Raw genomic sequence first — 20819 nt, 5'->3', positions numbered from 1 at the left:
CGCGCTTACTTTATTTCCAGCACATCCAGGCGGGTGAGTGACGATGTCTCGTCATCGTCTTCCGGCTGCCAGCCAACGGGCTGCAACGGCAGTTCTTCACGGTCAAAAGCCAGATCGCCACCATCCACCACGTCGCTACCGTGACGAATGCCTTTGAAATCAAACAGGGCATGATCGGCAAGATGAGAAGGCACAACGTTCTGCATGGCGCTGAACATGGTCTCAATACGGCCAGGATAGCGTTTGTCCCAGTCGCGCAGCATATCTTTAATCACCTGACGTTGCAGGTTTGGCTGCGAACCGCACAGATTGCACGGAATAATCGGGTATTGGCGAGCTTCAGCAAAGCGCTCGATATCTTTTTCACGGCAGTAAGCAAGTGGGCGGATAACGACATGTTTACCGTCATCGCTCATCAGCTTCGGTGGCATGCCTTTCAGCTTTCCACCGTAGAACATATTCAGGAACAGCGTTTGCAGAATATCGTCGCGGTGGTGACCAAGGGCGATTTTCGTTGCGCCGAGTTCCGTTGCGGTACGGTACAAAATCCCACGGCGCAGGCGTGAGCACAGTGAGCAGGTGGTTTTCCCTTCTGGAATCTTGTCTTTTACAATCCCGTAGGTGTTTTCTTCGACGATCTTGTACTCCACGCCGATGCTATCAAGATACTGCGGCAGAACGTGCTCTGGAAACCCAGGTTGCTTCTGATCCAAATTCACCGCGACCAGAGAAAAGTTAACGGGCGCGCTCTGTTGCAGATTGCGCAGAATTTCCAGCATGGTGAAGCTATCTTTCCCGCCGGACAGGCACACCATGATGCGGTCGCCTTCTTCAATCATATTGAAATCAGCGATAGCTTCGCCGACGTTACGCCGCAGGCGCTTTTGCAATTTGTTGAGGTTGTACTGAGTTTTAGGGTTAATCTCTTGTTTTTCTGACATTTTTATCTGTGCTCGTTGCAAAAGGCGTTGCGGATGGAAAACGGTTCAGCGCAGACGCCAACACGGTCTGCACGATCATGGCGTGTATGGTACGGATTACGGCGACGAATGCCAGATCGTTTTACAGCAGTGTTCCACAATGGCCCTATAGTGCCGCATGCGTAATTGGTTTTTTTGCTCACCGTTGCGTATTCGCGGTAGAAAAACGAAGCGTAAGCGTTGGATTTCAGTAAGACCATGTTCTTTGTAATGATAGATAATATCGTCGGTATGCTTGTTCCCCCTGATTTTCATTTGAGATTGAAGTGATTCCAGTGTCAGTTTAACTAAGGATACTGTGAAAGGATATGGAGAACACGACGCGGGAAATTGAGGTGTTGAATGCACAGATGATGCAGAGCATTCAGAGGCAGATTGATAAAATAGACTTTTAAAATCAGTTTATTAACTGTGTTTATGAAATTAGGCGAATGCTTTAGCCAGATCAGAGAAGTCTCTATAATGCAATACTGTATAAAAATACAGTATTGGCATTTTATAATGGAGAACTTCAATGATTAAGTACCGTTTATATGCTCCAAACGATGGAGACACCATGACCGTAGATGGCGGTGGTGGTTGGGTTTCAAACGATGACCGCAAAGGTGGTAATGACAGGGACAATAGTAAAGGTGGCTCTGCCGTTGATTTTAGTAAAAATCCTGAAAAGCAGGCTATCATTAATCCCTATTTGGTAATCGCGCTACCGATGCCGGTCTATCCTATTTTTGGAACGCCAGGATTTACAATAAATACGGTAGCAATTGAGACGGGCCTCGCCAAAATTAGTGCAGTAATTAGCAGTGCGCTCCCCGTTGCTGGGCGGCTATTGGGTGTTACTGTAGGTGCAATGTGGCCTTCCAGTACCGCTCCCAGTAGTCTCGATTCTATATACAATCAGGCACATCAGCAGGCCTTAGCCCAGTTAGCTGCTCAACAGGGAGTGCTAAATAAAGGGTATAACGTTACAGCAATGCCTGCGGGGCTAGTTAGTAGTCTACCCGTCAGTGAAATTACATCATTGCCAACGGCTCCCGCCAGTTTATTGGCTCAGAGTGTGATTAATACTGAACTTTCCCAGCGTCAACTTACGCTTACTCAGCCAGCGGTGAATGCGCCAGTTGCGAATATTCCCGTAGTTAAAGCAGAGAAAACCGCAGTACCCGGCGTGTACTCAGCGAAAATTATTGCTGGTGAACCTGCATTCCAAATCAAGGTAGATAATACCAAACCTGCTTTGGCACAGAATCCGCCGAAAGTAAAAGATGATGTTCAGGTTTCTTCTTTTCTGTCCACGCCTGTAGCGGATACGCACCATGCTTTTATTGATTTTGGTAGCGACCATGAACCGGTATACGTGTCTCTTTCAAAAATTGTCACAGCAGAGGAAGAGAAAAAACAGGTTGAAGAGGCCAAGCGCCGTGAGCAGGAGTGGTTATTGCGTCATCCAATTACTGCTGCGGAACGAAAATTAACTGAAATCCGCCAAGTGCTCTCTTTTGCTCAACAGCTAAAAGAAAGCTCTACTGCAACCATTTCAGAAAAAACTAAAACTGTTGCGGTTTATCAAGAACAGGTGAATACCGCTGCAAAAAATCGCGACAATTTTTATAATCAAAATAGAGGTCTGTTAAGTGCGGGTATAACTGGGGGACCGGGATATCCTATTTATCTTGCTTTATGGCAAACGATGAATAACTTTCATCAGGCTTATTTCAGAGCAAATAATGCATTGGAACAAGAGAGTCATGTTCTGAACCAGGCTCGTTCTGATCTGTCTAAGGCTGAGCAATTGCTTGCTGAGAATAATCTGCTTCAGGTTGAAACGGAGCGAACGCTTGCCGAAGAAAAAGAGATAAAACGTAACAGAGTCAATGTATCAACATTTGGCACAGTACAAACTCAACTTAGTACACTGTTGTCAGCATTTTATGCTGCTACATCTGGATCTACTGCATCTATTTCCCAAAGTGTTCCTTCGGGGGCATTAGCCTCTTTTTCATATAAGCCACAAGGGATGATTGGCGGCGGTAAGATTGTTGGGAAGGATGTCGATATTTTATTTTCCATCCCAGTAAAAGATATCCCGGGATATAAGTCTCCTACTAACTTTGACGATTTAGCCAAGAAAAATGGAAATCTGGATATTCCCATCGCCTTGTACTGGAAAACCCAGCGTTTCCTCCGATTGGAAATGTCGGCAATACGGGTAATACTGCTCCTGACTATAAAGCATTACTGAATACTGGTGTTGATATTAAACCTGTTGATAAAATCACCGTTACGATAACGCCAGTTGCTGATTCAGTGGATATTGATGACTATATAATCTGGTTGCCAACCGCTTCTGGCTCTGGTGTTGAACCATTTTATGTTGTGTTTAACAGTAATCCGTATGGTGGGACAGAGAAAGGAAAATATAGTAAACGTTATTATAATCCAGATAAGGCAGGCGGTCCGATCTTGGAGCTGGATTGGCAAAACGTTAAGATTGACCGTACAGGTGTGGACAATGTTAAATTACACACAGGGCGTTTTAAGATATCGGCTGAAAACAAAGTGATGATTGAACGCTTAGAAAACATACTGAATGGGCAATTTACTGCCACGGATACCGACAAGCGATTCTATACGCATGAACTAAGAGAGTTGGAGCGCTACAGAAATTTAGGTATCAAAGATGGCCAAGTGCCTAGTAGCATTCAAGAAGAAAGCTCTGTTTGGAACGACACGCATACAGCGACGCTTGAAGACTACAAGATTAATGAGAAAGAGCAACCGTTGTACACTGATGCTGCTTTGCAGGCAGCCTACGAACAGGAACTCAAAGACGCATTAGGAGGGAAAAATGGCTAATATGAAAGAAGTTATCCAAAATGAAACATTGGAAGATGTTCTTACTGTTTTTGCATTAACATCGGATTATAAACAATTGGATAGACTTTATACTTATACTAATTTCGATGTTATATCCAGCGGTGAGCTTTCCGCTAAATACAATGAGCTTTTCCACAGGGGCATCCTTGAAGATAAGAACGGCATCGTTGTAAAAGGACCTAATTGGGTTGCTCCAAAATTTGTAACTGATAAAAAATATGGCTTCTAACTTAAAGTTAATTGCTTGTGTTCTTAATTAATACGCGCTAAATTCGCGAAAGATACCGGAGTATGCCTTAAAAAGCTGCTCCGGTTTTTTTATACCACAAAATCAGTATCGGCCACCTTCGGGTGGCTTTTTTGTTTGTGCCGATAAGCGTTTTTGTTAGAGCGCTTATTCGCATGGGCAGCAAGAAAATAAGGGCGATATCACCACGCTTACGTCGAGCGTAACTGCATAACCACAGACGACCACGATTCAACAGCTAACTGATGCTGATGAAAGCAATAGCGCCGTGAAAAGTATTCTCTGCTGGGATGGTAAACACACTATTCCTCATGATGTGCTGGAAGTGTAACGTGTCAAAAATGCAGAAGATCTGCTGGCGAAAGCAACTGCTTCGTCACAAATGCCTGCGTCACCGTCAGATGTTGGTTCAAAGACGCGGTTCTGGCAAAGCAGGGAAGTAGACGATATAAAACAACGCTACGGCTAGCGAGATAAATCAATTAGCCGTAGCGTTATTGCGGCAGGACTTCTTCAATTTTAGTAATGTGCGCATCGCCGCTCAGCGGCTTATAAATATGAATTTTGACAATTTTTAGCGGAGCTTCTGGCGAGGTTACCGTACCCTTCGTCAGAAAGGAGTAGTTCGTGCCCGATACCACCTGTGTTGCAACAAATAGTGGTGTATAAGCCACACCCAGCAAATGTACGGTAGATTTAAAAAGTGATTTATCCGCATCATTCAAATCACGGAAAGCAGTCCATCCACCAGAAAGTTGATCTGACATTATTTCACCTCATTCAATTTGATTGACAATGTATTGCTGTGTCGTCCTATTAATATATTCACGGGGCTGTGAAATGGGACTAGGTTATTTAATTTTTTCTGGCAAGGAGGAATGCTATTCTCTTTATATGAATAAAATGGAAGAATATCGAAAAATAAAGCAAGGGCCTTTAGGTGATCTTTTAGTAATTAATGTACTTAAAAATCAATTTCGTAACCATTAAAATGATTATATGTGTTGATGTAAATATCAAGAGGCTTATGCAACACGCCACCGACTAACCACGTTACGTTCTGAACGCTATTTCCTTTCCTCATGGTATTGCCATCGAAGGTTATTGTACATTTCGGCTGCCGCTTACTCGCTCGGTAATGCAAGCCGAGCCGTATTCGGTGCTGACCAGCAACCGTCTGATTAGCAAAGTGCTTTAAAATAATAAAATAGACATTAAACGTAATATATCTCTCGCGTTGTGACAGATGTTATCGGCTGAGCGGAAATTTCCACCATGCTCACGAATCAATTTAATAGAGAGGGATAAATGGAAAAAGAGAACAATGAACGTTTGAAGAATGAACGTGTGTCAGAAGACATTAATAAAAAAGAGGAGGTGGTTGATAAAGAGCGTCGCGCCGATGACTCAAATAAAAGACGGCCTGGGTGCAATCGCGCGAAGTGTTTTTGTGCACGGTGAGAATAATCTAAATAGATAAATGAAAGGGTATTGTAATGGCGACTTATATCATTAAGGATATGGAAACAGGGGCAGAGTTTGAAGCTCCGGATGATGTATATATTCTGGATTCTTTTGAACTGAATGGTGTTGATGCACCTTATTCATGTCGTGCCGGAGCGTGTTCTTCGTGTGTAGCGCTCCTCGTTAGTGGTCAGGTTGATCAGTCTGATGGATCGTTTCTAACCGATAAGCAGAAAGAAAAATTCATATTGACCTGCATAGCCTATCCACAAAGCGACTGTGTTATCCGCACCAAGGCGGAAGAACTGCTGGAAGATGAAGAACAAGCGGAGGAACGGCTTATTTCTGATTGGCTTGGCATTAATTTAGGTTTTTTAAAAACATCTGAAGGTTTTGAAAGCGAAGGCTATGTACCACAAGATAAGAATGGCAATGTTCTCGATAAATCCGGTGTTACCATTGGGATGGGTGTTGACTTGGGACAACGGACGGAAGCAGAGTTGCTGAGCGATGGTGTGCCTAAAGATATTGTTGATATTTTAAAACCTTATACAACTTTAAAAGGTAATGCCGCAAAAGAAAAATTGCGCACATCTCCTCTTACATTGACGGAAGAACAAGCGAATAAACTGTCTAGTGTTTATGTACAAAAAGTAACGGCAGATGTAGAAAATCTATTCAATGCTGATGCGAAAAATATAAGTTTTAATGATTTACCGCCTAATACGCGAACGGCAATCACAGATTTAGCGTATCAATATGGCGTAAATCTTAAATCGGCAACACCAAAGGCCTGGGGGTATATCACTAAGCAAGAGTGGAGTGCTTTGGTGAAAGAGTTGCGTGCGTTCGGTGATGCTTATTCAACGCGTAGGGGAAGGGAAGCTGATCTTATTCAGCAAGATATTGATAATGATACCTATAACTCATGGGATCCTTACCTTGATGCTGTGTATTTGCTGTCAGGAAGAACACCTCCATGGTGGTAATAATGAGATAAAATGATCGACAGAGTCACCCGACAGTGGTGGCTCTGTCATTATGTCTACATCAACTATGTCTACATCAAAATAGTTTCGCCCCTTAAGATAACCCACCATTTCCTTGATCTTTTTCCCGTTTACCTGCATTGAGCCCTGTGTTGTCGGCGTGAGGTGTGATAGATATAGTCCTCGTCTGAAAAATCTATTTGATAGGTATTGATGCCAAACGTGGCGTCAGAACCGACTCCCCACCCGATCCGAGGCCAAAACATGAAATTATTGCCATGGCTATGTACTGCCGCTGTGTTGTTGCTGGCGGGATGCAGCAACCATAGTGAGAACACTGCTGCGACCCAGCAAGACGCCACGCAAAATGATGATAAGAATGCTGTCGTGTTGCTAAAAAGCAGTTCTCCGGTTGACGTTAACTGTACGCTGATTGGCGGGACAATGGCGATCTCCCGACAACTGGACGGTGCGAGCGTGGGGGCCTGCCAGTTAGCCAATGGTAAGCGCTGTAGCGAACAGTCGCTGATGAATGGAAGCTGTCCGGCGGGGTAAGTGTGCGGCAGTCAGCACTGCCGCAATATACCCGTCATACTTCAAGTTGCATGTGCGTTGGCTGCGTTCACTCACCCGAATCACTTACCTGAGTAAGCTCATCGGGATTCCTTCTCTTGCCGCCTTCCTGAAACTCGAATTATTTAGGGTATAGAAGGTCAAGATGTCACCAGATTGGCGCAGGGTGCGTTCTGGCTGATGTCTTTCAGGTTTTGTAGCGTGGTTTGTGAAATGCTGATCAGCGCTTCTTCCGTCAGGAATGCCTGATGTCCGGTGAACAGTACGTTGTGGCACGCGGATAAGCGGCGGAAAACATCGTCCTGAATCACATCGTTGGATTTATCGGCAAAGAAGAGATCGCGTTCGTTTTCATAAACGTCCATACCCAGCGCGCCAATTTTCTGTTGTTTTAACGCATCGATGGCCGCCTGTGAGTCGATTAGTCCACCACGGCTGGTATTGACGATCATGACGCCGTTTTTCATTTGCGCAAAGGCCGCATGATTCAGCAGGTGATGATTCTCCGGCGTCAGCGGGCAGTGCAGGGAAATGACGTCCGCGTTGGCATACAGCGTTTTCAGATCGACATACTCTGCCCCTAATTCCAATGCCTGCGGATTCGGATAGGGATCGAAGGCCAGCAGGCGCATGCCAAAACCTTTCAGGATACGCATGGTCGCGATGCCGATTTTTCCGGTGCCGATAATGCCCGCCGTCCGGTTGTGCATATTGAACCCAATCAGCCCTTCCAAAGAGAAGTTCGCGTCGCGAGTACGTTGATAGGCACGGTGAATGCGGCGGTTAAGCGTCAGCATCAGGCCGACGGCGTGCTCGGCGACGGCCTCAGGGGAATACGCGGGAACGCGCACCACACTGATACCCAGTTCCTTAGCGGCTTCCAAATCGACATTGTTAAACCCTGCGCAACGTAGCGCCAGCGTTTTAATGCCCATCTCTGCCAGTTCGGTCAGCACCTCACGACCACCGTCATCGTTCACAAAAATGCAGACGGCCTGACAGCCCGCCGCTGTTTTGGCAGTGCGCGACGTCAGCATGAAATCAAAAAACTCCAGCTCATAGCCAAACTGCTGATTGACCTGCTCCAGATATTTACGGTCATACTGCTTAGTGCTGTAAATTGCCAGTTTCATTGATAGTTTCTCCGAAAAATCCTTAGATTAAGCTATCAGAAAATAGGGCGGTGACAAACCGTTACCTGACTGACAGTAACGGTTTGAAATTGAGGGGCGATAATAATGTAAGAACGGGGTTAGCGAGGCGTACTGAAAACCGACACGGCTTCGGACATTGTGGAGATCTGCTGTTCCAGGCTGTTAATAGCAGAACTAGAATGCGTCGCCAAAATCGTGTTCTGGCGTGTCAATTCATCAATATTGTTCACCGCGGAGTTAATCTGCCCCAGACCTTGCGACTGCTCTTGTGTCGCCAGGCTGATTTGATTCACAAGCTGAGTCACCTGCTGCACCTGCGTCAATATATTGTGCATCGAGTGGCTGGTGTGGTTGACCAATTTATCGCTAGTGTGAATGTTGGCGATCGTGGTATCGATAATGGCGGCGATATCTTTGGCAGCGGCAGCACTACGCTGCGCCAGAATACGGACTTCCCCTGCGACTACAGCGAAGCTCTTACCCTGTTCTCCCGCGTGAGCGGCTTCGACTGCCGCATTGAGCGCCAGAATGTTGGTCTGGAACGCCAGGTTATCCAGCACGCTGATGATGTCGGTGATCTCTTTGCTGGAGCGGGTCATAACCGCCATGGTGTCCGTGACCTGACTCACTGCTTTCTCACCAGCATCCACGGCCTGATTAGCATCGTTCGCACAGCGTGTTGCCAACTGCGAAGCAGAGGCGTTGCTTTGAATCGTCGCCGTCAGCTCTTCCATTGACGATGCGGTGGATTGCAAACTTTGTGCGGTATCTTCACAGCGCTGGCTCAGCGTGTAATTCCCGGAGGCGATCTCGCCGCAGGCGTGGCGCAGTTCTGCTAGCTTGCCGTTAACATCATCGACAAACGTGCGGAAATTCATGCCAGATTGATTGACGGCGCGTAATAACATACCCACTTCATCCACGCGATTTAGTTGAAACGAGTTATCCGCCTGCCCGGACGCGGAATTAATGGCCTGACGTAGAATTTTTTCCAGTGGTTTTGCTAAGTGTTGAACTAATAATTCGCTGGTTATTGCTGCGCCAGCGAGCAGCACCAAAACAAAAATTAATAGCGGCGTTGTGAGTGGAAGCGTTGCAAGTAAGAAAAGCAGCGCGAATAGCATGAAAAGGAATACATAGCTTCTTATCCGCCAACGTACGGGAATAACATTAAATAAGCTAAGAAATTTTAGCGCGCCTTTATAAATCAGCAGTCCCTGAAAGAGTCGGCGGTTTTTTAATTTATTCTCATTCATTTGATGGTAAAGCGCTTCAGCTTGCCGAATCTCTTCCTGTGAAACTCGGGTTCGCACCGACATATATCCTGTTATTTTCCCGTTCTTCATCAACGGCGTCGTACTGGCTTTGACCCAATAGTAATCGCCATTCTTGCGGCGGTTCTTGACGACGGCTGTCCAGATTTTACCTGCCTTTAGCGTTGCCCACATGTCGGCAAACGCCTGCGGGGGCATGTCCGGGTGGCGCACGATATTGTGAGGTTGGTGGAGGATTTCCTCAAAGTCGTAACCACTGGCATCAATAAAATCGTCATTTGCATAAGTGATATGACTATCGGTGGTGGTCACCGACATTAGCTTGGCTTTTTCATCTAATAAATACTGAATATCACTGACCGGAAAATTCTTACGCATTTATTGATCCTTTTAGTATAAGCAAGCATAAATATGATGTTTTTAGATCTATTAGCGAACAGAAAGGCGGTTGATGCTATTTAATTAACGGCAATATTTGCGAAATAATTAGCGGGTAGACTTATATATTGTCACTAATTTCGCCCGTTATTTTTTCTTCAGGAAAGTAGTTACCTCCCCCGAATCGTGATAGATGCCTGTGCCGATGACCAAAAGCATTCATTTGTTAAGTATATTATGAGTCTGTGAATTTGCACTGCGGGCAACGCACGCTGGAGTGCGGGGGAACGGTGAGAAAAGGCGGCGACGGGCGCCCTGATATGAACGCCCGTGAGGATGATATTAGCGGGAAAGACTGAAGACGGATGCCGCCTGTACCATGCTCGATATCTGCTGTTGCAGATGATCGGTGGCTGAATGTGACTGACTGGCCAGCGCGGTATTCTGGTGCGTGAGCTCATCGATGCGGTTCACCGCTTCATTGATTTGTTCCAGCCCCAGAGATTGTTCCTGCGTTGCGAGGCTGATCTCATTCATCAAGTTGGTGACGTGTTGAACCTGAAGCAGAATATTGCTCATGGATTTGTGTGTATGCGAAACCTGCTGCTCACCGGTGCGGATACTATTCAACGTTTCATCAATAATGGTTGAAATATCGCTGGAAGAGGAAGCGCTACGCTGTGCCAGCGAGCGAACCTCACTGGCAACTACCGCAAAGCTCTTACCCTGTTCCCCGGCATGTGCGGCTTCAACGGCGGCGTTCACGGCCAGAATATTGGTCTGGAACGCGAGATTATCCATCACGCTGACGATATCGGTAATGCGTTCGCTGGAACGGGTGATCGTCTCCATCGTATCAGAGACCTGGCTGACGGCCTGCTCGCCAGAGTTCACCGCCTGATTCACATCCTGCGTATATATCGAAGCCTGAAGTGAGGCTTCCGCATTGCTTTTTATCGTCGCGGTAAGCTGTTCCACGGAGGCGGCCGTTTGTTGCAGGCTTTCTTCCGTTTCCTCGCAGCACTGCGCCAACGTCTGGTTGCCTTGCGCGATTTCATTACAGGCGTTTTTCAGCTCGCTCAAATTGGTGTTCACATCGTCCACGAAGGTGCGGAAATTCATACCGGACTGGTTTACTGCCCGCATTAACATGCCAATTTCATCCACGCGATTAAGCTGCGTCAGGTTATCTGCCTGTCCGGCCGCGGAACGCATGGCCTGAGACAGGATTTGCTCGATGGGACGGGCAACATGGTGTACCAGAAGCTCGCCACTGACAAAACAGCAGGCGATGAGCAGAGGAAAGAGTACGGAAGCCAATGCCGTTCCCGCCAACAGGGAATAGGCGGCAATCAATGGGATCAGGCTAAAGAGCAGAAAATAGCTGCGGATACGCCAGCGTAACGGCATGGTTTTAAACAGGCTCAGAATGCGCAATGGGCCGGTATAAATGAGCAGGCCGTGATGGAAGGTACGGTATTTCAGTTTCCCTTCGTTTGCACTGGCGTAGAGCGCTTCAGCCTGACGGATTTCTTCGGGCGATGCGGCAGTGCGCACTGACATGTACCCGGAAATCTCTCCACCTTTTCTCAATGGCGTGGTGCTGGATTTTACCCAGTAATGGTCGCCATTTTTACAGCGGTTTTTCACAATCCCCGTCCAGATATTGCCCGCCCGCAGCGTTTTCCACATATCCGCGAAGGCGGCTGGTGGCATATCCGGGTGTCGGATAAGATTATGGGGCTGCCCCATTAACTCATCGGTGCTATAACCGCTGACGTCAATAAAATCTTTGTTTGCGTAGGTAATATGGCTTTCTGGCGTGGTGACCGACATAAGTCTGGTTTTTTCAGAAAGAGGGATCTGGCGATCGGTGACAGGGGTGTTATTACGCATGAAGCAGTCCTTGATATGCTGTGTCCGAATACTGATTTAACTGAGGCATACCCACGAAGATGAATCAGCGGATAGCGGTAATGGTTCAGGTTGCTCATTGCTTTTTTTAAGGCGATTCGGGCAGAAGGAGATAATCCTGATATTCACCCGGAAACGCTTTGTTCATGATGAGATAACGCGATTCATTACAAAATATAACCTCAATTAAACATTTTACCACGAAAGGGTAATGAGGATGTACGCACAATGGTGGTAAATGTGAGTTGGATAGGATTGTTTGTTAACAAAAAGAGCTATTTGTGAATGAATAATCGACAGAGGCATACAGGACGAATTTTTACCGCAATTGAACAGGATGCTTAACTCGCGCTAATGATTAAAAAACATGCACTTCCAGCCGCTTTTCTGCTTGCCGTACTGCTGTTTCTTTCCTGGCGAACACTGCCGCAGTGGCTGCCACGTATCGCCACAATCTGGCTACCGGCGGAGATGTCTTTGTCCGTGAATGGGACGCCTGGCTGGCAGGACGGTGGGCTACATAGCGCGGGGGTCAGTATTATGGCCGGGGAGTGCACGCTCGTTGATGTACGGAATATGACGCTGAGTTGGCATCGCTGGCGCTGGCATGTCGATATTGATGCCGTGACATTAAACAGCGACTGCCTGCAACATGTGTCGGCAAGTGGCAGTACCGAGCCTCCCGCGCAACTGGCGCAGTGGCAACAGCGATTGCCGGCTGCCGATATTCAGATAAAGGCGTTTACGCTACAGCCCTGGCAGGATTATGCCGGGCAGGTGCGGCTCAGTAGTGACGGTAAACGGCACCAAACGCTCGATTATCAGGGCGATCAGTTGGTGGTGAGGGCAGAGCTGAATGAGGCACAGCTGACCCTGCATGAAGGCATGCTCGCAACGCCAGCGGGATTTATACGCCTACAGGTTAGCGGTGAGATGACGCTGGCCGATATGCTGGGTGCAGCTCCGACGCAGGGACGACTGACTGGAAAACTGGATTCAGGGCAGACACCGGATCCACTTTCGCTCCTGCTGGACTGGCATAACCGGCAAGGTGAGCTGGTGCTGAATGCGGCGCATGATGAAACGCCGCTGATATCGCTGCCGTGGCAACTGACGGACGAGGTGATTCAGGTGACTAACGGTATCTGGCGCTGGCCTTATGCCGATCAGCCGCTCTCTGGGCAAGTCGCCATGACCTTACAGCATTGGCGGCAAGGGCTGGATGCCACCACGATTAATGCGCGTTTGAACATGCTGACGCAAGGGCATAACGGCAAGGCGAACGCCGTGCTGGTGCTGGGGCCGGGCAATATTGGTCTGCTCAACAGCGAATTGCGCTTTCAACTTACCGGGCAGGCTAATCTACCGGCGCTCTCTCTGACGGCGACGCTGCCGGGGGTGTTGCAGGGCTCGATTCTCAATCCTGAATTCGTTCTCTTACCGGGGGCGCTGCTGCGCGCCTGGGGAACGCCTGCGCCGCAGGTTTATCTGGAAGAAGCGCGCTGGCCGCTGGCGGGCGTTCGGGTCAGTGCGACTGGCGTAAATGGGCGACTACAGGCGATTGTGAAGGCGCGGGAGGAATATTGGGGGCGTTTTAACCTGCATCTTGATGGTCAGGCGCAGGATTTCTGGCCGGATCAAGGGCAGTGGCAATGGCGTTATTGGGGGAGTGGCCACCTGCCGCCGCTGAAAGGTCAGTGGGACGTGGCCGGGCGAGGCCAGTGGCAGGATACCCTGATTGAAGTCAGTCAGCTGTCGAGTGGCTTGGATCAACTGGGTTATGGCATTGTAACGGTACACCAGCCCCGATTGACGATTACTGAGCCGATCCGTTGGCAGCGAGCCCGTTCAGGCGAATATTTTCAAGGGGCGCTGCAACTGGCCTCAGAGCAAACGCATTTCAGCAACGGCGGCTATCTGCCGCCTTCGTTGTTAACGCTGGCGATGCAGGGGAGCAACCCGGATGATTTCCAGCTACAGGGGCAGCTACAGGCCGAAGATATTGGCCCGGTGAGGCTGCGCGGGCGCTGGGATGGCGAACGGCTACGCGGTGGCGCATGGTGGCCGACACAGCCGCTTAAAGTGTTTCAGCCTCTGCTTTCCCCACTGCTGAAAATGAACATTCGCGCCGGGCAGTTTTACGCACAGGCGGCATTCTCCGCCGCACGTAAAGAAGGGTTCAGCGCGGGTGGACATTGGGTCGTGAAAAATGGCGGCCTGTGGCTACAGGATGGGGAAGTCAGCGGCGTAAACTTCGTCCTGCCTTACCGCTTGAAAGATCAGCGCTGGCAGTTGGGCGTCAGACAGCCCGTTACGTTGCGAATTGACGTGCTGGATAACCTGTTTCGGATGAGTAATATTCGCGTCGATCTACAAGGATTTTATCCGTACAGCGAGCGGCGACCGTTGGTTATGTCACAGGCTGATATGGACGTATTGGATGGGCATATCGGCCTGTCGACGCTGCGCTGGCCGCAGCGGGAACCTGCGCTGTTCACCGTTAAGAGCGTGGATCTCAGCGAGCTGCTGACGGTATTGAAGCAAAAACAGTTCGCGCTGTCCGGGCGCGTGAGCGGCACGCTTCCGTTGAATTTTAATCACCCGACCATGTTGATTGAAGGCGGGCGAATTACCAATGATGGCTTCCTGACGCTGCGGCTGGATAACCAACTGGCTGATGAGCTAGCGAGTAAAAATCTGGCGGGCGGCGCGGCGATTGGCTGGTTGCGCTATCTGGAGATCGGACGTTCCTATGCCACGCTTGACCTGAATAATCAGGGCGAACTGACATTGACCTCGCAGGTGCAGGGGAAAAATCCTCAGCTCAGTGCGAACCGGCAGGTTATTCTTAACTATCGCCATCAGGAGAATATCTTCCAGCTATGGCGCAGCTTACGTTTTGGCGATAACTTGCGGGATACGCTGGAACAGCAGGCAAATGAATAAATTCAAGGCAGAACAATGAACAAGAGCGAGATATTGCTGGCGGCATATTGCACGGTCGTTTTCCTGACGGGATGCGTGCCGCGTATCGAGGTGGCTGCGCCCAAAGAGCCCATTACCATTAATATGAACGTGAAGATCGAGCATGAAATTCACATCAAGGCGGACAAAGAAGCGACGCAACTGCTCGAAAAATCGGACAATGCGGCCGGTGATGAGATAAAGAAAAGCGCGCCGGAAGGCGCGCAATAATTAAGCCAAGTAAACCAATGGCAAGGTCGGTAACACTTATTCGTACGAACAAGGATTCGTTATGCGGTGACCAGTTGAGACAGCTGGGTTTTCGCCGCGTCGGTGGCTTTCTGCGCCACATCTGGGCCGTAGCCGTAGCCTTCAGCGAACACGAATTCAAGGTCGGTCAGGCCGAGGAAGCCCAGGAATACGCGCAGGTACGGTTCCAGCAGATCGGTTGGTGTACCTTTATGGATGCCGCCACGGCTGGTTAATACGATAGCGCGTTTACCTTTCACCAGACCTTCCGGGCCTTGTTCGGTGTAGCGGAACGTTACGCCAGCGCGGGCAACCAGGTCGAAGTAGTTCTTCAACTGGGTAGGAATGTTGAAGTTATACATTGGTGCGGCAATCACGATAATGTCATGCGCTTGCAGCTCTGCGATCAGATCGTCGGACAGTTTCAGGGCTTCCTGCTGGCGCGGGGTCAACGTCGCATCGGAAGGACGCAGCGCGCCGACTAATTCGCCATCAAGAACCGGAATCGGTTGAGCGGCCAGGTCGCGTACGGTGATGCTGTCGTTTGGATGTGCAGACTGCCACTCGGTGGTGAAGTGGTCGGCCAGTTGGTTTGACTGAGAATAACCTGCCAGAATGCTTGATTTCAGAACCAATACTTTGCTCATTGCCAATTCCTTTAGTGATTGAAGTGGGCGACAACATAACGCCCTTTGATGCGTCACATCTTATGCGGTGCTCTGGAAAGTGAAAAGTGCAAATATTCGAGGTCTTTATTCGATTTTCTTGAATAAGACGACGTTTGAATAAGACTGCGCGGGGCGATTAGAGCCGCCTATGACAATGTGCTACTATCCACGTCTTAAAAATCCCCACGGCTTAATCATTTTCATCGTTTAAACATGCCGTGCCTTGGAATCAGGTTAGGCTCAATCGAGCCAGATTCGGGACGAGCATTGTCCCGGCAGAGAAAAGAATTAGAGAAACAATTAAGGAAGAGCAACGTGAAATCACCTCTCAGTGCATTATCTACGCAGTTAAGTGAGCTAATGCTTCGCGATCGGCAACGTCTGCGCCGCCGTTTGCAGGGCGCAGAGAAAGTCAGCAGCCCGCAGGCTCAGGCTGCAATCGCTCAGGAAATTGAGGGGGAAATTGTCGCGGCTCGCCAGAAGGTCGAGAACCGGCGGGCAAGCTGTCCGGCGATTCGCTACCCTGAACAACTTCCCGTTAGCCAGAAAAAAGACGAAATACTGGATGCGCTGCGTCATCATCAGGTGATTATCGTCGCGGGCGAAACGGGGTCGGGGAAGACCACGCAGTTGCCGAAAATCTGTCTCGAACTGGGGCGTGGCGTGCACGGCCTGATTGGCCATACGCAGCCGCGTCGTTTGGCTGCCAGAACCGTCGCCGACCGTATTGCCGCCGAGTTGGAAACGCCGCTGGGGGGCAGCGTCGGCTATAAAGTTCGTTTTAACGATCAGGTGAGTGACAATACGCTGGTCAAACTGATGACGGACGGTATTTTGCTGGCGGAAATTCAGCAGGATCGCCTGTTGATGCAGTACGACACGCTGATTATCGATGAAGCGCACGAGCGCAGCCTGAATATCGATTTCATTATGGGCTATTTGCGTCAGCTGTTGCCAAAACGCCCTGATTTAAAAGTGATTATTACATCCGCTACTATCGACCCGCAGCGTTTCTCTCACCACTTTAATAACGCACCAATCATCGAAGTGTCCGGGCGGACGTATCCGGTAGATGTGCGCTATCGTCCTGTGGTGGAAGACGCCGACGACAGCGAACGCGATCAGCTACAGGCGATTTTTGATGCGGTAGACGAGCTGACGCGCGAAGGGCCGGGGGATATTCTGGTCTTCATGAGCGGCGAACGTGAAATTCGCGATACGGCAGAGGCGCTGACCCGTCTTGACTTGCCGCATACCGAAATCCTCCCGCTGTACGCGCGCCTGTCGAATCAGGAACAGAACCGCGTCTTTCAGTCACATCATGGCCGCCGCATCGTGCTGGCGACCAACGTGGCGGAAACCTCGCTCACTGTGCCGGGGATTCGTTATGTGATCGATCCCGGCACCGCGCGCATCAGCCGCTACAGCTTCCGCACCAAAGTACAGCGCCTGCCGATTGAACCGATTTCGCAGGCGTCGGCGAATCAGCGTAAAGGGCGCTGTGGCCGTGTCGCCGCCGGGGTGTGTATTCGTCTCTATTCCGAGCAGGATTTCCTGTCGCGGCCCGAGTTTACCGATCCCGAAATTCTGCGTACCAATCTGGCTTCCGTCATTCTGCAAATGACGTCGCTGGGGCTCGGCGATATCGCTGCGTTCCCGTTTGTTGAAGCGCCGGATAAGCGCAATATTCAAGACGGCGTGCGGTTGCTGGAGGAATTAGGCGCGATTAATCTGGCGGAAAATGGGCATTACCGCCTGACGCCGCAGGGGCAACAGCTGGCGCAATTGCCTATCGATCCACGCTTGGCGCGAATGGTGCTGGAAGCGCGTAAAACCGGCTGTGTGCGTGAAGTGATGATCATCACCGCCGCGTTATCGATTCAGGATCCACGTGAAAGGCCGCTGGATAAGAAGCAGGCGTCGGATGAGAAACACCGTCGTTTTGCTGATAAAGACTCCGATTTTCTGGCTTTCGTCAATCTGTGGGACTACCTGCGTGACCAGCAAAAGGCGCTGTCATCCAGCCAGTTCCGTCGCCAGTGCCGCACGGATTTCCTTAACTATCTGCGCGTTCGCGAATGGCAGGATATCTACACGCAGCTGCGTCAGGTGGTGAAGGAGCTGGGGCTACCGGTCAACAGTGAACCAGCCGATTACCTGAGTATCCACTGCGCGCTGCTCACCGGCTTGCTGTCGCATATCGGGCAGAAAGATATTGAAAAACAGGAGTTCAGCGGCGCGCGTAACGCCCGGTTTGCGATTTTCCCTGGTTCTGGGCTATTCAAAAAGCCGCCTAAGTGGACGATGGTGGCTGAACTGGTGGAAACCAGCCGCCTGTGGGGACGTATTGCCGCGCGTATTGAACCCGAGTGGATCGAACCGCTGGCTCAGCATCTGATTAAGCGGAGCTACAGCGAACCTCACTGGGAGAAAGCGCAGGGCACGGTGATGGCGCAGGAGAAGGTGACGCTCTTCGGGCTGCCGATTGTTGCGGCACGCAAGGTGAACTACAGCCAAATCGATCCGACGCTGGCGCGTGAGATGTTTATCCGCCATGCGCTGGTGGAAGGCGACTGGCAAACGCATCACGCCTTTTTCCGCGCCAACCTCAAGCTGCTGGCGGAGGTCGAAGATTTAGAGCATAAATCGCGCCGCCGCGACATTTTGGTGGATGACGAGACGCTGTTTGCTTTCTACGATCAGCGCTTGCCGCACGATATCATCTCGTCACGCCACTTTGACAAGTGGTGGAAAGCCGCCAGCCGGGATAATGCCGACCTGCTTAATTTTGAAAAGAGCATGTTGATTAAAGACGGTGCGGAGAAGGTCAGCGCGCTGGATTATCCGAACTTCTGGCATCAGGGTAGCTTGAAATTACGGCTGTCCTATCAGTTTGAGCCGGGCGCGGATGCGGATGGCGTGACGGTGCATATTCCGCTGCCCATTCTCAATCAGGTGCGTGAAGAGGGCTTCGAGTGGCAGATTCCCGGCGTGCGCCGCGAACTGACAATTGCGCTGATTAAATCCTTGCCCAAACCGTTACGCCGTAACTTTGTTCCTGCCCCAAACTATGCCGAGGCGTTTCTGGCGCGTACCACGCCATTAGAGAAAGGGCTATTGGATGCGCTGGAGCGTGAGCTACGGCTGATGACGGGCGTGACGGTACCGCGCGAAGCGTGGCAGTGGGATCAGGTGCCCGATCATCTGAAAATCACGTTCCGCGTCATCGATGAGAAGAACCGGACGCAGCGGGAAGGCAAAGACCTGAACGCGCTGAAAGATCAGCTCAAAGATAAAGTGCAGCAAACGCTGTCATCCGTGGCGGATGACGGGCTGGAGCAGCGCGGTTTGCACCTCTGGAGCTTTGGTTCGCTGCCGGACTGCTATGAGCAGAAACGGGGCGGCTACTCGGTTAAAGCCTATCCGGCGTTGGTGGATGAAAAGGATAGCGTGGCGATTCGTCTGTTCGATACGCCGCACCAGCAACAGCAGGTGATGCGGCAGGGGCTTCGCCGCCTGTTACTGTTGAATATTCCGTCACCGATCAAATATCTGCATGACAAACTGCCGAACAAGGCGAAACTCGGTCTCTATTTCAACCCGTATGGCAAAGTGCTGGATCTCATCGATGACTGTATCGCCTGCGCGGTGGATAAGCTGATTGAATCAGCCGGCGGTCCGGTCTGGCAGGAGGAAGCCTTCCAGCAACTGCATGAAAAAGTGCGCGCGGAGTTGAACGAGACGGTAGTGGATATCGCCAAACAGGTTGAGCAAATCCTGACGGCCGTTTTCACCATTAACAAGCGCCTGAAAGGGCGCGTAGACATGGCGATGGCGCTGGCGTTAAGCGATATCAAGAGTCAGATGAACGGTCTGGTATTCCGTGGCTTTGTGACCGAAAACGGCTGGCAGCGCCTGCCGGACGTGCTGCGTTATCTGCAAGCGATAGAGCGACGTCTGGAGAAGCTGGCACAGGATGTCCACCGCGATCGGGCACAGATGTTGAAGGTGGAGCAGGTTCAACAGGCGTGGCAGCAGTGGTGGAACAAGCTGCCTGCGGAGCGACGTGATGACGACGACGTGAAAGCGGTGCGCTGGATGCTTGAGGAGCTGCGCGTCAGCTACTTTGCCCAGCAGCTAGGGACGCCGTTCCCTATTTCCGATAAGCGCGTATTGCAGGCGATGGAGCAGGTTGAAGGCTAACTTTTTGTTATCACATCAGGTCGGCGATGGCTGTTTTTAAGCTCAAGGTAAGCCGACCTGATCGCCTCTTCACCATAGGTCTGCTCCAGACGTTTTATAATGAAATGGCCTTTCGCCATGTTTTGGTAGTGGTGAATAAACAGTGTATTAATGGCAGCACCGCTGGCGGCACCAATTACCGGAACAATCTGCGCGGCCATTTTTTCCGTCATGGTCACCCCCAGTCTGGTGGCGACGGCGTCAATCAGCTTTGCTAACGTTTTTCCTGCCTGCGAGGTACTCATTCGGGCAGAGGCTTTTCCTGCGCTTTTCTTGCCAGCGATGCCGATTAATTCACGTGTGGTATGTCTGGTGATATCAGCCAGAACGGCGCGTGAGGTGTAATAGGCGGAATCGGCAGCGTCGTCGCTTTCTTGTGTCCCACCGAGTGCGAAAACCTCCACACAGGCGGCTTTGACGGAAAGATCGGCGAGGGAGAAACCTTCACTGCGGGCAATATCAGCCACGGAACGCATCATGATCGTAGTGCTGATAGGCAGTTCGACCAGCAGACCGGCCGCGCCAAAGAAACCGCTGACTGCGCCGGACGCGGCGACGGCCAGCTTATGTGTCTTGGGCGATGCCACACGAGCGGGAGCATCGTCCAGCGTATAGAGCGCGGCGTCTACCGCTTTGTACAGCGCCGTGTGAACCACATCCTGTATTTTGTTTTTCACCATGGCGGGTAACTTCGATAGGCTCCATTCAATCGGTTTTCCAACCAGATTCGCCGCCTGTATTGCAAAAGAGGGGGCTTCCAGCAGAGCCATGGCATTTCTGATAGCGAGCTCATCCTGCGACGTAAGAAGCGTCATGCGCGTTCTCCTACCGTTTGTTGAATAGCCC

Annotated in this window: 16 protein-coding genes and 1 pseudogene; 10 read left to right on the top strand and 7 right to left on the bottom strand. The window is 50.3% G+C overall.

The annotated features are described in order from the left end of the window. Window positions 1-5: 5 nt before the first annotated feature. Window positions 6-941, bottom strand: coding sequence for a tRNA 2-thiocytidine(32) synthetase TtcA (gene ttcA / locus R9X49_RS08370; RefSeq protein WP_319847946.1), 936 nt, complete (start codon window positions 939-941; stop codon window positions 6-8). A gap of 553 nt (window positions 942-1494) precedes the next feature. Here ttcA and R9X49_RS08365 point away from each other — a divergent pair. The 3 genes from R9X49_RS08365 to R9X49_RS08355 are packed head-to-tail and all read left to right on the top strand — an operon-like array spanning window position 1495 to window position 4086. Then, window positions 1495-3222, top strand: a complete 1728-nt coding sequence (locus R9X49_RS08365; protein WP_319847945.1) for a colicin-like bacteriocin tRNase domain-containing protein — start codon at window positions 1495-1497, stop codon at window positions 3220-3222. Continuing rightward, window positions 3144-3836 (top strand): S-type pyocin domain-containing protein, encoded by a 693-nt coding sequence (locus R9X49_RS08360; protein ID WP_319848614.1) that lies wholly within the window; start codon window positions 3144-3146, stop codon window positions 3834-3836. The genes R9X49_RS08365 and R9X49_RS08360 overlap by 79 nt, the downstream gene beginning before the upstream one ends. After that, a complete protein-coding gene (locus R9X49_RS08355) occupies window positions 3829-4086 on the top strand; it encodes an immunity protein (RefSeq protein ID WP_319847943.1) in 258 nt (85 codons plus the stop codon). Before R9X49_RS08360 ends, R9X49_RS08355 begins: the two co-directional genes overlap by 8 nt. A 512-nt stretch (window positions 4087-4598) precedes the next feature. Here the strand turns inward: R9X49_RS08355 and R9X49_RS08350 are convergent. Next, window positions 4599-4871, bottom strand: coding sequence for a hypothetical protein (locus R9X49_RS08350; RefSeq protein WP_205594285.1), 273 nt, complete (start codon window positions 4869-4871; stop codon window positions 4599-4601). Window positions 4872-5412: 541 nt separating this feature from the next. Here R9X49_RS08350 and R9X49_RS08345 point away from each other — a divergent pair. The 4 genes and pseudogenes from R9X49_RS08345 to R9X49_RS08335 all read left to right on the top strand — a co-directional run bounded on the left by R9X49_RS08345 (window position 5413) and on the right by R9X49_RS08335 (window position 7112). Then, window positions 5413-5565 carry a hypothetical protein gene (locus R9X49_RS08345; protein WP_319847942.1) on the top strand — a complete coding sequence of 51 codons (153 nt, stop codon included), beginning with the start codon at window positions 5413-5415 and terminating at the stop codon, window positions 5563-5565. Between the two features lie 35 nt (window positions 5566-5600). Continuing rightward, window positions 5601-5879: pseudogene (locus R9X49_RS23155) on the top strand (2Fe-2S iron-sulfur cluster-binding protein); the annotation flags it as partial. After that, window positions 5853-6557 (top strand): pesticin C-terminus-like muramidase, encoded by a 705-nt coding sequence (locus R9X49_RS08340; protein WP_413775886.1) that lies wholly within the window; start codon window positions 5853-5855, stop codon window positions 6555-6557. The pseudogene R9X49_RS23155 and the gene R9X49_RS08340, both read left to right, overlap by 27 nt. A 264-nt stretch (window positions 6558-6821) precedes the next feature. Beyond that, on the top strand, window positions 6822-7112 hold the full coding sequence (locus R9X49_RS08335) for a DUF333 domain-containing protein (protein WP_319847940.1): 291 nt from the start codon (window positions 6822-6824) through the stop codon (window positions 7110-7112). Between the two features lie 158 nt (window positions 7113-7270). Here the strand turns inward: R9X49_RS08335 and R9X49_RS08330 are convergent, their stop codons facing one another. The 3 genes from R9X49_RS08330 to R9X49_RS08320 form a co-directional block, all read right to left on the bottom strand. Next, complete coding sequence (locus R9X49_RS08330; RefSeq protein ID WP_319847939.1) at window positions 7271-8263, bottom strand: 2-hydroxyacid dehydrogenase; 993 nt, start codon at window positions 8261-8263, stop codon at window positions 7271-7273. A gap of 119 nt (window positions 8264-8382) precedes the next feature. Then, window positions 8383-9936: a methyl-accepting chemotaxis protein gene (locus tag R9X49_RS08325; RefSeq protein WP_319847938.1), complete on the bottom strand. Its 1554-nt coding sequence runs from the start codon at window positions 9934-9936 to the stop codon at window positions 8383-8385. A 342-nt stretch (window positions 9937-10278) separates the two neighbouring features. After that, window positions 10279-11832, bottom strand: coding sequence for a methyl-accepting chemotaxis protein (locus tag R9X49_RS08320; protein WP_319847937.1), 1554 nt, complete (start codon window positions 11830-11832; stop codon window positions 10279-10281). A gap of 372 nt (window positions 11833-12204) precedes the next feature. Between R9X49_RS08320 and R9X49_RS08315 the strand changes: the two genes are divergently transcribed. Together R9X49_RS08315 and R9X49_RS08310 are read left to right on the top strand one after the other, a co-directional pair. After that, the gene (locus tag R9X49_RS08315; RefSeq protein WP_319847936.1) at window positions 12205-14796 is read left to right on the top strand and encodes a YdbH family protein; all 2592 of its coding nucleotides are present in this window, start codon (window positions 12205-12207) and stop codon (window positions 14794-14796) included. A gap of 15 nt (window positions 14797-14811) precedes the next feature. Beyond that, entirely contained in the window at window positions 14812-15045 is a 234-nt protein-coding gene (locus R9X49_RS08310) for a YnbE family lipoprotein (RefSeq protein WP_319847935.1), read from the top strand. Window positions 15046-15104: 59 nt separating this feature from the next. Here R9X49_RS08310 and R9X49_RS08305 read toward each other — a convergent pair whose 3' ends face one another. Next, window positions 15105-15710 (bottom strand): FMN-dependent NADH-azoreductase, encoded by a 606-nt coding sequence (locus R9X49_RS08305; protein WP_319847934.1) that lies wholly within the window; start codon window positions 15708-15710, stop codon window positions 15105-15107. A gap of 336 nt (window positions 15711-16046) precedes the next feature. Between R9X49_RS08305 and hrpA the strand changes: the two genes are divergently transcribed. Further along, window positions 16047-19934, top strand: a complete 3888-nt coding sequence (gene hrpA / locus R9X49_RS08300) for an ATP-dependent RNA helicase HrpA (RefSeq protein WP_319847933.1) — start codon at window positions 16047-16049, stop codon at window positions 19932-19934. Here hrpA and R9X49_RS08295 read toward each other — a convergent pair. Further along, window positions 19931-20788: an EcsC family protein gene (locus R9X49_RS08295; protein WP_319847932.1), complete on the bottom strand. Its 858-nt coding sequence runs from the start codon at window positions 20786-20788 to the stop codon at window positions 19931-19933. The genes hrpA and R9X49_RS08295 overlap by 4 nt on opposite strands. Window positions 20789-20819: the final 31 nt, after the last annotated feature.

The organism is Pectobacterium carotovorum (assembly GCF_033898505.1).
Classification (GTDB): Bacteria; Pseudomonadota; Gammaproteobacteria; order Enterobacterales; family Enterobacteriaceae; genus Pectobacterium; species Pectobacterium carotovorum_J.
The sequence above is the reverse complement of the archived record's forward strand: the minus strand, read 5'-3'. Positions and strand labels throughout refer to the sequence as shown.